This window comes from Zoogloea sp. GW822-FHT05C07 (assembly GCF_058800215.1).
Map to the genome: position 1 here is coordinate 3327175 of NZ_CM179510.1, position 15005 is coordinate 3342179.

General features: G+C 66.8%; 12 protein-coding genes. 8 read left to right on the forward strand and 4 right to left on the reverse strand.

What is annotated here, in order from left to right; all coding sequences use genetic code 11:
• The first annotated feature begins 2 nt into the window (after positions 1-2).
• Entirely contained in the window at positions 3-4103 is a 4101-nt protein-coding gene (locus AC3QL2_RS15515; protein WP_493231346.1) for a translocation/assembly module TamB domain-containing protein, read from the forward strand.
• Positions 4104-4186: 83 nt separating this feature from the next.
• Positions 4187-4909 (forward strand): DUF2189 domain-containing protein, encoded by a 723-nt coding sequence (locus tag AC3QL2_RS15520; protein WP_493231347.1) that lies wholly within the window; start codon positions 4187-4189, stop codon positions 4907-4909.
• A 42-nt stretch (positions 4910-4951) separates the two neighbouring features.
• Here the strand turns inward: AC3QL2_RS15520 and AC3QL2_RS15525 are convergent, their stop codons facing one another.
• The gene (locus AC3QL2_RS15525) at positions 4952-5761 is read right to left on the reverse strand and encodes a hypothetical protein (protein WP_493231349.1); all 810 of its coding nucleotides are present in this window, start codon (positions 5759-5761) and stop codon (positions 4952-4954) included.
• A gap of 218 nt (positions 5762-5979) precedes the next feature.
• On the opposite strand from AC3QL2_RS15525, the gene msrA reads away from it, so the two are divergent.
• Both msrA and AC3QL2_RS15535 read left to right on the forward strand, forming a co-directional pair.
• Entirely contained in the window at positions 5980-6516 is a 537-nt protein-coding gene (msrA, locus tag AC3QL2_RS15530; protein WP_493231351.1) for a peptide-methionine (S)-S-oxide reductase MsrA, read from the forward strand.
• Between the two features lie 36 nt (positions 6517-6552).
• A complete protein-coding gene (locus tag AC3QL2_RS15535; protein WP_481121196.1) occupies positions 6553-6897 on the forward strand; it encodes an FKBP-type peptidyl-prolyl cis-trans isomerase in 345 nt (114 codons plus the stop codon).
• Positions 6898-6981: 84 nt separating this feature from the next.
• Here AC3QL2_RS15535 and AC3QL2_RS15540 read toward each other — a convergent pair whose 3' ends face one another.
• Positions 6982-8721 carry an ATP-binding response regulator gene (locus tag AC3QL2_RS15540; RefSeq protein WP_493231353.1) on the reverse strand — a complete coding sequence of 580 codons (1740 nt, stop codon included), beginning with the start codon at positions 8719-8721 and terminating at the stop codon, positions 6982-6984.
• Positions 8718-9338 carry a response regulator transcription factor gene (locus AC3QL2_RS15545; protein ID WP_493231355.1) on the reverse strand — a complete coding sequence of 207 codons (621 nt, stop codon included), beginning with the start codon at positions 9336-9338 and terminating at the stop codon, positions 8718-8720. The genes AC3QL2_RS15540 and AC3QL2_RS15545 overlap by 4 nt, the downstream gene beginning before the upstream one ends.
• A gap of 296 nt (positions 9339-9634) precedes the next feature.
• Here AC3QL2_RS15545 and AC3QL2_RS15550 point away from each other — a divergent pair, with 296 nt between their 5' ends.
• The 4 genes from AC3QL2_RS15550 to AC3QL2_RS15565 all read left to right on the forward strand — a co-directional run bounded on the left by AC3QL2_RS15550 (position 9635) and on the right by AC3QL2_RS15565 (position 13007).
• Entirely contained in the window at positions 9635-9991 is a 357-nt protein-coding gene (locus tag AC3QL2_RS15550) for a hypothetical protein (RefSeq protein ID WP_493231356.1), read from the forward strand.
• Between the two features lie 7 nt (positions 9992-9998).
• Entirely contained in the window at positions 9999-10736 is a 738-nt protein-coding gene (locus AC3QL2_RS15555) for a hypothetical protein (protein WP_493231358.1), read from the forward strand.
• 33 nt (positions 10737-10769) lie between these two features.
• A complete protein-coding gene (locus AC3QL2_RS15560) occupies positions 10770-12680 on the forward strand; it encodes an MAC/perforin domain-containing protein (RefSeq protein ID WP_493231360.1) in 1911 nt (636 codons plus the stop codon).
• Between the two features lie 96 nt (positions 12681-12776).
• A complete protein-coding gene (locus AC3QL2_RS15565; protein ID WP_493231362.1) occupies positions 12777-13007 on the forward strand; it encodes a hypothetical protein in 231 nt (76 codons plus the stop codon).
• A 127-nt stretch (positions 13008-13134) separates the two neighbouring features.
• Here the strand turns inward: AC3QL2_RS15565 and recQ are convergent, their stop codons facing one another.
• Positions 13135-14955 (reverse strand): DNA helicase RecQ, encoded by a 1821-nt coding sequence (gene recQ, locus AC3QL2_RS15570; RefSeq protein ID WP_493231364.1) that lies wholly within the window; start codon positions 14953-14955, stop codon positions 13135-13137.
• Positions 14956-15005 lie beyond the last annotated feature (50 nt).

A 15005-nucleotide genomic window follows, 5' to 3' on the forward strand; every position in this document is an offset into this window, starting at 1 on the left:
CCATGAGTGACGCGCCGGAGCAGCCTGCTGCCGATCCGGCGCCGGACGGTGCTCCGCCGCCGTCCACCGCTTCGTCTTCCTCCCCGCGCCGGGAAGCCGTCTCCGCCCGCCTGCTGCGCGGAGCGCTGGCGGCCGTGCTCGGCCTGCTTATCGCCGCCGTGGTGCTGCTCGGCTGGCTCGGCGCCAGCGAGTCGGGCCTGCGGACGCTGGCCGGGCTGGCCGACAGTTTCGGCGGTGGCCTGCTGACCCTGGACAAGCCGCAGGGCTACCTGTTCGGCCAGTTCAAGCTCGGCCGCCTGCAACTGCGCACGCCGACGCTGCAACTGGAAATCCGCAACCTGGCGGTGGACTGGCGCCCCGGCGAGCTGGCCAACGGCCGCGTCGACGTGGCATCCCTGACGGCGTCCGAAGTGCGTGTGGCGAGTGCGCCTGACGATACGCCGCCGAGCCTGCCGGCCAGCCTCGAAATCCCCGTCGTCGTGCGCCTCGGTGCGGTTCGCGTCGACCGTCTGCAGAGTGGCAAGCTGATCGATGGCCAGGTCGCAGCGCCGGACCTGGAACTCACCGGGCTCGACGGCAGCATCGAGTCGGACGGGCGCCATCACGATTTTTCCAAGCTCAAGGCGGCCGCGCCCTTCGGCCAGCTGGCCGCCAGCGGCCGTCTTGACGGCCGGCGTCCCTTCGCCTTGAAGGCCACGGCCCGGCTGACCACCCGCCAGGGCGGCGACGCCTACACGGTGGACGCTGAGGCGGACGGCACGCTGGAGAAGGAACTGGCCATTCTGGCCAAGGCCAGCGGAGCCGGTATGGAAGGAGAAGCCCGCGTGCAGGCCACGCCCTTCGCTGCGCTGCCGCTGCGTTCCGCCAAGCTTCGCGTGCACGGCGTGGACCCCAGCCATTTCCATGCCGCAGCGCCGACGGCCCGGCTCGACGTGGAGGCCGATCTCGAACCCGCTACGGCCAAGCCGGCCGACGGGCGAACGGTTGCCGTCGAGGACTGGGTGGTCAGCGGGCCGCTGACGGTGCGCAACCACCAGCCGGGGCCCTACGACGAGGGCAAGCTGCCGCTGGAGTCCGTCAGCACGCGGCTGCGCTGGGCCGGCGGTGAGCTGGCGGCGTCCGAGCTGGCGCTGCTGCTGCCCGGCCAGGGCCGCATCGGCGGTCGCCTGGCCTGGCGGGCCCCCGGGAAAGACAAGGAGAAGGCTCGGGAGCAGGACAAGACCGAGACCGGCTTCGGCCGCCTGGATGCCGATCTGCAGGTGAGTGGCGTCGATGCCCGCCGCCTCGACCGGCGTGCCGTGGCGACCCGCATCGACGGCCATATCCGTGCCGAAGCGGAGGCCGCCGGGCAGAACTTCACGGCCGAACTGCGCGATCCGCAGCTGGCGCTGCGTCTCAAGGCCCGCCATGCGGCGGGGGCGCTGAGCGTCGAGGAGCTCGTCGCCACCGCGCGCCAGGCCCGGCTGGAGGCTTTCGGCAAGCTCGCCCTCGACGGCGACGGGCGCTTCGAGCTGCGCGGCCGCGTGAGCCACTTCGATCCCCATGTCTTCACGACCCGCGCGCCGGCGGCCGATCTGAACGCCCGCTTCGATGCCAGTGGCCGCCGTCTGCCGACGCTTGCCGGGCGGCTCGGCTTCGAGCTGCTGCCGAGCCGCCTAGAAGGCAAGCCGCTGGTCGGCAAGGGCGAGGTGGCTGTCGATGGTTCGCGCATCGCCAATGCGGATGTGAACCTCGACCTGGCCGGAAACCGCCTGTCGGCCCAGGGGCGCTACGGCAAGCCCGGCGACGCGCTGGCGCTGCACGTGGATGCGCCGGCGCTGGGCATCCTCGGCCATGGGGTGGCCGGGCGCCTGAAGGCCGACGGCGTGTTGCGCGGAACGCCCGCCCAGCCGGCCGGCGAGTTCGAGCTGCTGGGCGAGAAGCTGGTGTTTGCCGGCATGCGCGTCGAGCGGCTGGACGGCCGCGGTCGGTTGGCCGAAGGGCGTGACGGGGCCATCTCGGTGACCGTCGGGCTGGCCGGCCTGCAGGGCGCGACGGCGACCGAGATGCTGGTCAGCCGCGGCAGTCTCACTTTCGACGGCAGCCGCGCCGCCAACCGGCTGCGCGTGGATGCCAGCGGGCCGAAGGGCAACGCGGTCAGCCTGGCCCTGGCCGGTGCCCTGTCCGACGGGCCGCGTTGGGAGGGCCGTCTGGAAAGCCTGGTGGCGCGCGGCGACTATCCGCTCAACCTGCAAGCGGCGGCGCCGCTCTTGCTGTCGTCCGATCTGATCCGGCTGGGACCGGCGGAGCTGCGCGGCGGGGCCGGCGGGCGCATCCGCCTCGACGAAACCCGCTGGCAGGCCCGCCGCCTGATTGCCCGCGGCAGCGTCAGCGGCGTGCAGGTCGGCTTCATGCTCGATCCGGCGACGCGGGCGGTCAAATCCACTGGCGATTCCCTGCAGATCGGCGGTCAGTGGGACGTGGACATCGGCGAGCAGGTCAACGGCCTGGTGCGCTTCTACCGGGAGAAGGGCGACCTGGAGCTGCAGGGGGATTCGCCGGTCCGCCTCGGGCTCGACGAGTTGCAGCTATCCGTGTCGGCCGCCGCCAACCGCCTCGCCTTCGGCTTCAGCGCCCACGGCAGCCAGCTCGGCAATGCCGCTGGCGCCGGCACCGCGCTGGCCGAGCGCACGCCGTCCGGCGAATTGCGCCTGGTGCCGGACGCGCCGCTGCTCGGTTCGGCGAAGGTGGATATCCCGAACATCGCCTGGGCCGGCCCGCTGGCCGACCAGAACCTGAAGACCGAGGGCAGCCTGAAGGGCGAATTCGTGCTGGCCGGCACGCCGGCGCGGCCGGAAACCTCCGGGCGCATCCGTGGCGAGCGGCTCGGCTTCGTGATGGCGGACCAGGGCCTGCACCTGGCCGGCGGTACGCTGGCGGCGGACTTCGACAAGGATCGTCTGCGCCTGGAGGACTTCAGCTTCGTGTCGCCGAACCGCGTCCGGCCGCGGGAGAGCCGCATCAACGTGAGCCGTCTGACCCGCGAGCCGGGAACGCTGAGCGCCCGCGGTGAGGTGCAGTTGGCCAGCGGCGAAGGGCGCTTCAGCTACCGCGCCGAGCGTCTGCCGCTGCTGCAGCGGGTGGACCATTGGCTGGTGCTGAGCGGCGAAGGCGAGGTGCTGACCGGCTGGAACTACGCCACGCTGAAGGGGCGCCTGGTTGCCGATGCGGGCTTCATCGAGCTGTCGCGCACGCCGGCGCCCAGCCTCGGCGATGATGTGGAGATCATCGATCCCCATAACAGCAGCGCCAAGGCGGCCAGCCCTTTCCACATGGGTAGCGACCTGGTCGTCAATCTCGGGAACGCCTTGTACGTGAAGGCCCTCGGCGTGGACACCCGGCTGGCCGGCGAGCTGCGCCTGCAGGCCGGTGAAGGCAAGCCCCTCAATGCCTCCGGTGTCATCACCGCCCAGGGCGGCGTCTTCGAGGGCTACGGGCAGAAGCTGTCCATCGAGCGCGGCATCGTCACCTTCGCCGGGCCGATCGCCAATCCCAGCCTCAACGTGGTGGCACTGCGCAAGGGCCTGAGCGTCGAGGCCGGTGTCAGCATCGGCGGCACGGCCCGCCGGCCGGTGGTGCGGCTGGTCTCCGAACCGAATGTGCCGGACCCGGAAAAGCTCGGCTGGATCGTCCTCGGGCGCCCGCCCGACCAGGGCTCCGGCGGCGAAATGGCGCTGTTGCTGCCGGCCGCCCAGGCCCTGCTCGGCGGCACGGGCGGCGGCCTGCCAGCCACGCTGGCCCGCAACCTGGGCTTCGACGAATTCTCCGTCGGCGCCAGCAGCGACCCGCGCAGCCGCGTGCAGACCAGCAGCGTGGCCACCGGCAGCGTCACCGGCACCACGTCCAGCGCGTCGGCCCAGGCGGCGGGGACGACGGTGCCCGGCCAGGTGATCTCCATCGGCAAGCGGCTGTCCACGCGGGCCCTGCTGTCCTTCGAGCAGGGCATCGCCGGCACCACCAGCATCGTCAAGCTGACCTACCAGCTGACCCGCGGCATCTCGGTGATCGGCCGGGCGGGCAGCGAGAACGCGGTGGACATGCAGTTTTCCGTGTCCTTCCGCTGAGGTCGCGGGCGGGCTTGATCCCGGTCATGGACGGTGGCCGGCGGCTGCGGCGAGATGTTGGCCTTGTCTATTGGAGTCGTGCCGTGTCCGCCAATCTCGATCCTCGCCGGATTCCCGTTGCCGTCGTGTTTGCCGCCATCGGCGAAGGCTGGCGCTGCCTGCGCCATTGCCTGCAGCCTGCCGTCGCGCTGGCCGGGGTGTTCGCCGCGTTGGGGCTGCTGATCCACGGACTGCTGTGGCGCTTCGGCCTGACGTCGATGATGCTGCCCTTCGCAGGCGGCTTCCTGCTCGTCGGACCGGCCGTGCTGGCCGGCTTCTTCGGGCTGCGGCGGGCTTGTGGGGCGGGGCGCCGCGCCGTGCTGGCCGACGCGCTGGCCGGTTTCCGCCAGGCTCCGCGTGGCCTGTGGGTGATGGCGGCGGTGTGCACGCTGCTGTTGATGATCTGGCTGACCGACGCAGCCACCGTCTACAGCTTCATGATCGGCGGCGACGTTCCGACGTCCGCCCAGGTGCTGCGCTTCCACGCCTTCACCAGCGTGATGGGGGCGGTGCTGGCCTTCATCGTATTCTGTGTGTCGGCCTTCTCGATCCCGCTGCTGTTCGACCGCCGCGCGACGCTGGTGCCCGCGGTGAGCGCCAGCGTGCGGGCGGTGTTCGGCAATTTTGCGGCGGTGCTGGTGTGGGCCCTGACCCTCGCTGGCGCGCTGATCTCCACCGCGCTGTGTCCGCCGCTGCTGCTGCTGTCCCTGCCGTGCCTCGCCTTTGCCAGCGATCTGCTTTATCTGGAGATCTTTCCGCCGGATTGAGCAGCGGCGTCGCTCTTCGCTTCGCCGCGGCCCGTCGCTCCGTCAGTTTGCGAACCCTCTATCCTTCAGTACGGGTATCCAGCGTTCGGCGATGATGCGCCGAAAGCCGCTGGGGCTCGGGTGCAGTTCATTGTCCCAGTCGTCCCGGTAGTCGGGAGCGTGGAGGCAGCCGCGGGAGTCGATCAGGTAAATGCCGTCGGCGGAGGCGGCGATCTGCGCGAATTCGTCGTGCAGGCTGTCGATCAGGTGGCGACAGATGTCCCGGCGAATTTCGGGGTCGGGGGGAACGAAGCAGTCGTCCATCGCTGAGGCGAGCCAGGGGCCGGTGATCTTGAGCGCTGCGAGGTTGAAACCGCGTCCGTCCGGGATGGGGTAGTCGTAACTGTGCAGAAAAATGGGCGGCGTGCTGCCGTCCGCGGCGTAGGCGCGGCGCACCTGCCCGATGAGCGCGCCCAGGGCCGTCGCCAGTTTGCCGAGCAGCGCCGCCATGGCTTCGTTGTTGATGCACTGGTCGCTGCTGTTGGCGCCCGAGCAGTTCTTGAACAGGCCGAGCCGGTAGTCGACGGCATCGTTGCCGGCGCCGCTGATGAAGATTGCCGAGTAGTAGTGGCGATTGCGGGGCTGCAGTTCGTGGGCGAGATCGTCGGCGTATTTTCCAAAGACGAATTCCTCCAGCTTGGCCCCGTTGTAACCGAGCATCTGGATGTTGGCGTAATCCGGTTTCAGTTGCGGGTTTTCGATCAGGGCCTGTAGAACGTTGTTCTTGGGATACCAGAACCACGAGTCGCCGATGGCGAGGAACGCTGCGAATTCGCCCGGTTGCCATACGTCATGGGGCAGGTAGATGCGCATGATGATCTTCCTTGCAGGGACGGGGATGCTTCAACATAGTCACGCTCCGGGGGTATGCAAATGAAGAATTCGAGATGGCGGCGGGGCGCCGGTTCTGTGACGGTGGCCGGGTTTCTGTCGCACAGTGCGGAGAACGCGCCGGCTTGCTGCTTGTCCTAATCGGGCACCGGGGGCGCAGTCCAGCCAGATCGGGAATCAAGAGGAATGAGGAGTGAAAAGTGACTGAAATTGCTTATCTCGCAGGGGGCTGCTTCTGGTGCCTCGAAGCGGTGTTCATCGATGCCGAAGGCGTGCTGTCAGTCAAGTCCGGCTACATCGGCGGACACGTCGATTCGCCGACTTACCATCAGGTGTGCGACGGTGATACCGGCCATGCGGAAGTGGTGCGCGTCGAGTTTGATCCGGCGCGGATCGGTTTTGCCGACCTGCTCGACGTGTTCTTCGCGATCCATGATCCGACGACCCTCAACCGGCAGGGCAACGACGTGGGCACCCAGTACCGTTCGGCGATCTTCACCACCAGCGCCGAACAGGATGAGATCGCCCATGCCAAGCTCGCCGAGCTGACCCGCGAGAGCGTGTTCCGCGACACCATCGTCACCGAAGTGCTGGCGGCGCCGACCTTCTGGCCGGCGGAGGCCTACCACGACGACTATTTCGCGCGGAATCCCTTCCAGCCTTATTGCCAGTACGTGGTGGGGCCCAAGGTGGCCAAGTTCCGCAGCAAGTTCGCCAAGCGGGTGAAGGCCAGTTGAAATAGAATCCCGCCGGTCTATTACAAGGAGTGTTCCATGACCCAAGTCACCACGGCGAGCGGCCTCGTCATCGAAGATCTGGAAGTCGGCACCGGTGCCGAAGCCACCGCCGGCCAGCACGTGCAGGTGCATTACACCGGCTGGCTCACCGACGGCACGAAGTTCGACTCCAGCAAGGACCGCAATGACCCCTTCGTCTTCCCCCTCGGCGCCCGCCACGTGATCGCCGGCTGGGATGAAGGCGTGCAGGGCATGAAAGTCGGCGGCAAGCGCAAGCTGACCATTCCGCCGAACCTCGGCTACGGCGCCCGCGGCGCCGGCGGCGTGATCCCGCCGAACGCCACGCTGGTGTTCGAGGTGGAGCTGCTGGCGCTGAAGTGATCCGCGCGGCCTGAGATGGCATGACAAGGGCGCCGAGGGGCGCCCTTGTCGTTTCCGTCGCCGGACGCCGGGTATTCTGCCGTATCAGGTCGGCGCCAACTGCAGTATGGCCTGGAGCAGCGTATCGGCGCTGATCGGCTTGTGCAGGAGGCGAACACCGCCGGCCATGGCTTCGCGCAGCCGGTCGGGGGCCGTGTCTCCGGTCATCAGGATTGCCGGAGGCCGCCGCCGCAGGAACGCATGGATTGCGTCGAGGGCGTGATGGCCGGTGCGATGCCCGCGGAGGCGGTAGTCCGTAATGACCAGCGCCGGTTCGAAGTCGTGCAGGCTTCCCACGGCTGCGGCTTCGGACTCCACCGCCCGGCAGTCGCAGTTCCAGCTTTCCAGTAGCGCATGCATGGCGTTCAGAACGGTCTGATCGTCGTCGATGACGAGGATCTTGAGTCGCCGCAGATCCTGGGGCTGCCCCGTCGCGGTGGCGGGGGGCCACGTCGGGGCGGGCGCGTCGGGGCTGCATGGAATTTCCACCCGGAACACCGACCCGCGCCTTGGCCGGGACGCAAGGCTGACCGCCAGGTCCATGGTTCTTGCCAACTGTCTGACGATGGCGAGGCCCAGGCCGAGGCCGTGGCGCCGGTCCCGCTCCGGATTGCCCAGCTGGTGAAAGGCCTGGAATATCTCGTCGTGCTGGGACGGCGGAATGCCGATCCCGGTGTCCCATACTTCGACTCTTGCCAGCCCCGTGTGTGGGCGCCGGCATGTGATCAGGATGCCGCCTCGCTCGGTATAGCGGACCGCATTGGCGATCAGGTTACGCAGGATGAGTTCGAGGAGCCCAGGGTCTGTACGGCAGGTCGCCGTAGTCTCCCTGAGTCGAAACACCAATTGCTTCTGTTCGGCCTGGGGGGCGAATTCGGCTTCCAGCTTGCGCAGCATTGGCAGGAGCGGGAAAGCCTGCGGGGTGGCGTCGATCACTCCCGCTTCCAGCCGGGAGAAGTCGAGCAGGGTATCCAGCATTTCGCAGGTGGCCCTGGATGCGCTGTCCATGTGTGCCAGCAGCTCCGTTTGCCCGTCGTCAAGCTGGGTCCGCTTGAATGATGCGATGAAGAGGCCCAGCGCGTGCAACGGTTGCCGCAAGTCGTGGCTCGCTGCGGCCAGGAAGGCCGACTTGGCCCGATTTGCTTCTTCAGCGCGCTGGGTCTGGGCGCGTAGCTGCTCCACGAGTTCCAGATTCTCGAAGCGCAGGAGGATCGATCGGCGCGCGACCTGCGAGTAGTTCCGGGCAAAGATCGTGAGGACCAGCAGGTACAGCGGGATGCCGATCCACAGCGAGAGGTATCGGGAGCTTCCGGAAATGAGCACACAGCCCCATACGGGCAGGATGGCCGGGAAGAGGAACCCGATGGCGGTCGGCAGGCATGGCGAGAAGATCGATAGGGCTGCCGCGCTCATGCCGGCGATCAGGGCCAGGGTCGATATCGCCGACGGGGGCGAATCCAGATCCAGGTACACGCAGCCCGCCAGCCCCCACAGGCTGCCGAGCGTGATCAGAAGTGCGGTCATCCATCTTGCGTAGCGCCGGGCGTCTGCCGGCGTCGCCCTGTCAGGAGTGCGTCGCCGCCACAGGTGGCCAAAGGCGCAGATGATGCCCATCACTGCGCACCAGAGCCCGACATGGGCAGGCCCGCCGGACAGCAGGACTCCGCTTGCGAGGAGTGTCGAGGCAAGAAAGCAGCCGAGCAGGGCGATGCCGAAACTCTGGTCGATCAGCGCCATTTCGGCGGCCAGAAGGTGGGGCGCGTCGAGGCGCAGAAGCGGGGTCATCGTACCTGGTGGATGAGGCCCCGACGCTGCGCTTCCAGGACTGCCTCGATCCGGCTCGCCACGTTGAACTGGGCGAGTATGGCCGCCACGTGGACTCTCACGGTGTTCTCCGCCAGACCCAGATGACGCGCGATCACCTTGTTCGAGCGCCCCAGGCCAAGGTGATGCAGGACTTCAAGCTGGCGTGGCGTCAGTGGGGCGATGGACCCTGGACGGCCGCTCGAGTACGGCGCGGAGAGGCGCTGGGGGCCCTCGATGCATTGGCTGATGCTGACCTCGATCTGTGCGGGGGTTGCCGATTTGGGCAGGAAGCCGGAGACATCGTATTGGGCTGCCATTTCCGGTGTCCATGCCTCGGTCGTGCCAGACACGACGATGATCCGCGCGGACGGGAAATGGCTGTGGAGCACCCGTGTGCCATCCAGGCCATTCAGGCCGGGAAGCTGGAGGTCGAGGAGGATCAGGTCGATGGCGGTGCGGCCGTGTTGTTCCACGGCCTCCATGACCGAGCCGGCTTCGACGATATCGGACATCGGCAGGGTATCGGCCAGCAGAAGGCGAAGGCCGGTGCGGAACAGGGTGTGATCGTCGATCAGGAGCAGTCGGCAATACTGCATGAAGTGATTCTCGTCGCGTGAAGCTGGAGCCGCAGTGCTGCGGGGACAGTGGAGAGGGCGCAGGAAGAGCGGGCGGATCCTGTGTCGGGAAGGGGCGGCAATGGCCGCATCCGCTAGTCGGAAAGGACTAATCGTAGTCAATCCGGATTATGGCGCTTTTGCCTGATGGCGTGAATACTCTTTTGGCATGCTTTGGGCGGCTGCGATGCAGCGCCGGGGCAGATGCAGCCTCCGAGAGGCAAGGTGGGCGACGGGATTCGTCGCACAACTCACATCACATCAAAAAGGACGTCGTCATGGTTTCGGAATCCGGTCAGGTGGAAAAGTACTATCAGTTTGCCGATTGTCTCAATGACGGTGGTTTCGTCATGGATTTCGAGGTGTATCGCGGAGATGTTGCAGGTCACCTCGACAATGCGGGTGGCGCCTGGAACAGCGGGAAATATCCGATCGGGCAGCAGCGGCGGATCGATCTGAGCTCCCTCCGTTTCAACGGGCAGGAGCCCCAGGTGGGTGACAGCTTGCAGATCTTCGTTCGGGTCACCGCCGGCGTGGACAAGCGGGGGCCGGCGTTCCTCTATGCGCCGAACGGCCATTCCGCCGTGCATCGGGCGGCCGGAACGACCCTCATCTACGGCATCGATCTGGTGTGAGGGGCGGATGATCGAGATCATTGGTGGTACTGAGACCGACTGGTTCCGGGTTCAACCGAACATGGAAGTCCAGTTCGGCCTGAACATGGCCGATGCGCTGGCAAAGCAGCATAACGGGAACGCCACGCTCCGCATGATGCAGGACGTGCGCTTGGGCGCCGGGGGCAACGCCGCCGTCGAGGCGCGGCTGTTTCCCCATGTCGTCATCGCGCCGCCGAATGCGGCCTTGTCGATACGGATCCGCTGTAAGGCGGCGGTGGGCTTCGGCTTCTCCATCCGCAGCAATGCCGAAACCGTCGTCGACAAGCTCTATGCCGTCGATCGCGTCGATGAGAACGGCATGATGTCGGCCACGATCCGGCGCTATCAGTCGTCGGCGGAGTTGCTCACCATCGATGCCGCGCGTACTCGGCTGGAAGAAGGGGCGTCTGCCGATGAGGTGAGGGCGCACTGGAGTTGCGATATCGAGGCCTGGCCCGTGGTTCAGTATCTGGAGCCCATCTCCGGGCGGGTATACGACGACCGGCATCCGCGGAATATCGCGGCGCCCGCTACACGTTCTCTGCAACAGGCGGCGCCATTCGCGGCATCCATGAGTATCGGGTCTGCGCCCATGGGGGTTGGCGCGGGCGGCCTCTGGCGCGACGAGGGGGCGGAACAGGTCTTCGGGCGCATCCAGGTGCAGCGGGAGAGTCCGCAGGAGCGGTTCGGATTGCTGCATGTCACGTTCCTGGTGGAGCGCTGATGCCAGCACTGCTGGATTCAGGAAAAAGCGAATATGACCAAGATTATCGTCAAGATCATCAATGAGACGGATTCGGCGAAGAATTCCGTCCTGCAGTTCGAGAGGACCCAGAGCATCAAGGAGGTCCGCGCCCAGTTGCTCAAGAAGGGCCTGATGAAGGACGGTGACGTCTTTCTCATCGATGGTTTCGCTGTCGACAAGGACGACGAAGAGGGCACCCAGATCGACAGCCTGCCGGGCGCGAAGGACGCGGCGGAGGTTCGGCTCTCCATCCGGACGGATGCTGCGGATTTGCCGCCGGGCATGTACTCGTTTCATCGGAAGAGCGAGGGGGGTAAGCGCGCGTTCAAACTGAAGCCTGCGCTGCCTCTCACCGAGGTGCGCACCGCGCTGGGCGCCTGGCTGGGCGCTGAGGACCGCTTCCTCGGGCGCGATGGCAGCGAGATTGCCATCGCGGAAGAGGGCGCGTGGGAACTGAAGGACATCGCTGGCCCGGAGGGGGTGGTGGCCGTGCAGGATGTGGTGCTGGCCAAGCCGCCGGAAGCCAGGCCCTTCACTTTCACCCGCAGCTTCGACGACGAGAGCAAGTCCCTCAAGCTGAAGCCCCAGGACACCCTGGCCGCGACCCGGATCGCGCTGGGGGACTGGATTCAGAAGGATGACCACTTTGCGGACAAGAGCGGCGGGAAGGTCGTCCTGGATCAGGAGGCGAGCTGGACGCTGGCCGATGTCGGGTCGGAGGACAGCGCCGTCAGGGTCCTGTCGGCCAAGTCCGGCAAGCCTTCCATTCGTCCGGGGCAACCGGGAGATCCGTCTTTCATCGGCACCGGCCGGCGTCCGCTGGAGTGGGGCCTGCCCGATGAGGGGTCGCCTCCCGATCTGCTCAAGGAACTGGAGGTTCCGCTCAGCGGCGCCGAGGTGGAAGTGCCGGAGTTGTTCACCAGCCTGAGCCTCGAGCAGGTCAAGGCGCTCTACACGATGCTCTATCTCAACCGGGGGTTGTATATCGGTCCGGACCCGCTCGACCTGGATTTCGTAAGGCGTTCGGACGATGCGCCGATCGTCTACATCCATGAGAACCGGATCATGCGTTCGGCGCCGCCCAACTATTCGTCCCGCCATGTGACGACGGCGACCGCGAGCCGCATCCTCAACGAGTTTCGCCAGCGCAGCGTCCATGCCGCCAAGGCCTCGGGAAGCTATGCCGGTTGCGGGGTTGCCGCCGAGTTCCGGCATGACCTCGAAAAGCTCCAGCGCAAGGAGACGACGGACATCTACCTGACCGAGCAGACCCTGGTGCCCAAGGTGATCCTGCTCTTCGACAAGGATGCCGATCTGCGCTGTGCCCCGCGTCTTGAGGCCGCGGTCGAGAAGGTCTTCCAGGACTACGAGTCGTTGCCCCAGCAATACGAGGCGCTGCATCGGGACGTCTTCAGGAAGTTCGGCTATTTCTACCCCTGCCGTGTGACGGTTGGTGGAAAGCTGCAGCGGAGTCTTGTCTCCCGGTCCGACTCGGAGACGGATCAGGAAAGCCTGTTGAACGAGTTCAATTTTGCTGCGAACGGTGAGTTCGAGACCGACTCCGGCAAGGCCAAGTTCGACGTGGGTTACTCGTACAGCGACAGCAGCCAAAGCAAGCACAGCGTGCTGGACCAGTTGCGTAGCCAGCAGATGGAGTCGGTCGGAGGCAGTTCCAGCTTTGCGCTAGACCCCAAGGAGCTGGCGAAATGGGTTGGCAGCGTGGCGTCGGTGAAGTTCTGGGCCGTCATCAACAACGCCGACCTGGTTCCCATCCTGTGTTTCCTGCCGGAAGCCTTGGCCCAGCGCTGCGCCATGGTCATCGAAGAGCAGGCCCGTTCGGCCATCACCAGCCGTTACACGGTGATGGACATGACGGCCTTTGCCCAGGTGATTACTGCGAGAACTTTTGAGGCGCTGTTATGAGCGGTTGGGGGCATGACGCCATGTCCCTTGTTTTCGACTGCCAGTTTCTTGCGCGTGTGTCCGCCGACTGCAATTTTCATTGAGAGGATTACTTTAATGACGACAATCACTTTGGTTCAGGCCGCGAAGCATATGGCCAAGGGTATTGCCCTGATGACCGCACAACCGATGAATGTGAACCTGACGAATCTGGATGGTGGCGCGATTGCTTTCACGTGCTCGAATCCGCTGGCAGGCATCAAGGCAGCAAAGAGCGTGCTCATCACTTATGACGCGGCGCACGGTTCCGGTCATGAAACCCTGCAGGTGAGTTCGGTCATTCTCTGAACCGGATGAGTCGCCATGTAGCATGTGGCGGGCCGGGAAAAGCCGTCAAACCGCGCAGGTGTGGCGGTTTTTCCCGTTTGCCGCGCCCTCTTTGGCGCCCCGCTGGAAGCTCCGGGCCAATGCGGTTTTACTCCGTGCCGGCAAGCAGCGCGAGGATGTCCTCCCCGTAGGCGTCCAGCTTGCGGTCGCCGACGCCGGAAATGGTTGCCAGTGCCTCGATGCTGTCGGGGCGCAGGCGGGCGATGTCGCGCAGCGTGGCGTCGTGGAAGATCACGTAGGCGGGCACGTTGCGTTCCTTGGCGGTGGCGGCGCGCCAGGCGCGCAGGCGCTCGAGGAGCGCGGCTTCCGCGCCGGTGGCTTCCGGCCAGTCGCGCAGCTTGCGGGTGCTGTCGCCCTTGCGGCCCTTCTTGGCCGGGGCGGTGTCGATGCGCAGCGTGAAGCTGCTCTCGCCGCGCAGCAGCGGGCGGGCGGCTTCGGTGAGGATCAGCGCGCCATAGCGTTCGTGATCCACCGCCAGCGCGCCGTGGGCCACCAGCTGGCGGATCAGCGTGCGCCAGCCCTTGTCGTCCAGCTCGGTGCCGATGCCGAAGGTGCTGACCTGGTCGTGCTGCCACTTCTTCACGTTGTCGGTGGCTTTGCCGATGAGGACATCCACGACGTGGGCTGCGCCGAAGCGGCTGCCGGTGCGGAATACGCAGGACAGGGCCTTGCGCGCCGACTCGGTGGCGTCGCACACCTGCGGCGGGTTCAGGCAGGTGTCGCAGTTGCCGCAGGGCTCGGCGGCTTCGTCGAAGTAGCCGAGCAGGCGCTGGCGGCGGCAGCCGGTGGTTTCGCACAGGCCCAGCAGCGCGTCGAGCTTGGCGGTGGCGACGCGCTTGACCTCGTCGCCGGCCTCGCCCTGGTCGATGAAGCGGCGCTGCTGCACCAGGTCGGCCACGCTGTAGGCCATCCATGCCTCGGCGGGCTGGCCGTCGCGGCCGGCGCGGCCAGTCTCCTGGTAGTAGCCCTCGATGGAGCGCGGCAGGTCCAGGTGGGCGACGAAGCGTACGTCGGGCTTGTCGATGCCCATGCCGAAGGCGACGGTGGCGACCATCACGATGCCGTCCTCGCGCAGGAAGCGCTCCTGGTTGAGGGCCCGCTCGTCGGCGCCCATGCCGGCATGGTAGGGCAGGGCGGCGACGCCTTTCTCCTGCAGCCAGGCGGCGGTCTCGTCCACCTTCTTGCGGGAGCTGCAATAGACGACGCCGGCCTCGTCCAGGTGGCCGTCCTTCAGAAAGGCCAGCAGCTGGGCGCGGGGATTGTCCTTGGGGACGATGGTGTAGCGGATGTTCGGCCGGTCGAAGCTGGACACAAACTCGCGGGCGTCCGTCAGGCGCAGGCGCTCGGCGATCTCGCGGCGGGTCTGGGCGTCGGCGGTGGCGGTCAGCGCGATGCGCGGCACCTGCGGGTAGCGTTCCTGCAGGATCGACAGCTGCAGGTATTCGGGCCGGAAGTCGTGGCCCCACTGGGATACGCAGTGGGCTTCGTCGATGGCGAACAGGGCCAGCTGGCCGGACTCGTGCAGGTGGTCGAGCAGGTCGAGGAAGCGTGGCGTGACCAGGCGCTCCGGCGCCACGTAGAGCATGTCCAGCGCGCCGGCCAGCATCGCCCGCTCGATCTCCATGGCCCGCTCGAAGCTCAGGCTGGAGTTGAGGAAGTCCGCCGCCGCACCGACTTCCTTCAGCGCGCTGACCTGGTCCTGCATCAGCGCGATCAGCGGCGACACGACGATCGTCACGCCCGGCCGCAGCAGCGCCGGGATCTGGTAGCACAGGGACTTGCCGCCGCCGGTGGGCATCAGCACCAGCGCATCGCCGCCGGCAGCCACGTGCTCGACGATGGCTTCCTGCGGACCGCGGAAGTGGGTGTAACCGAAGACGTGGAAGAGGGTTTCGCGGGCGCGGCTCATAGGGGCGGGATTTTACCCCGCCCGGCGGTGTAGGTCAGAACAGCTTTTGA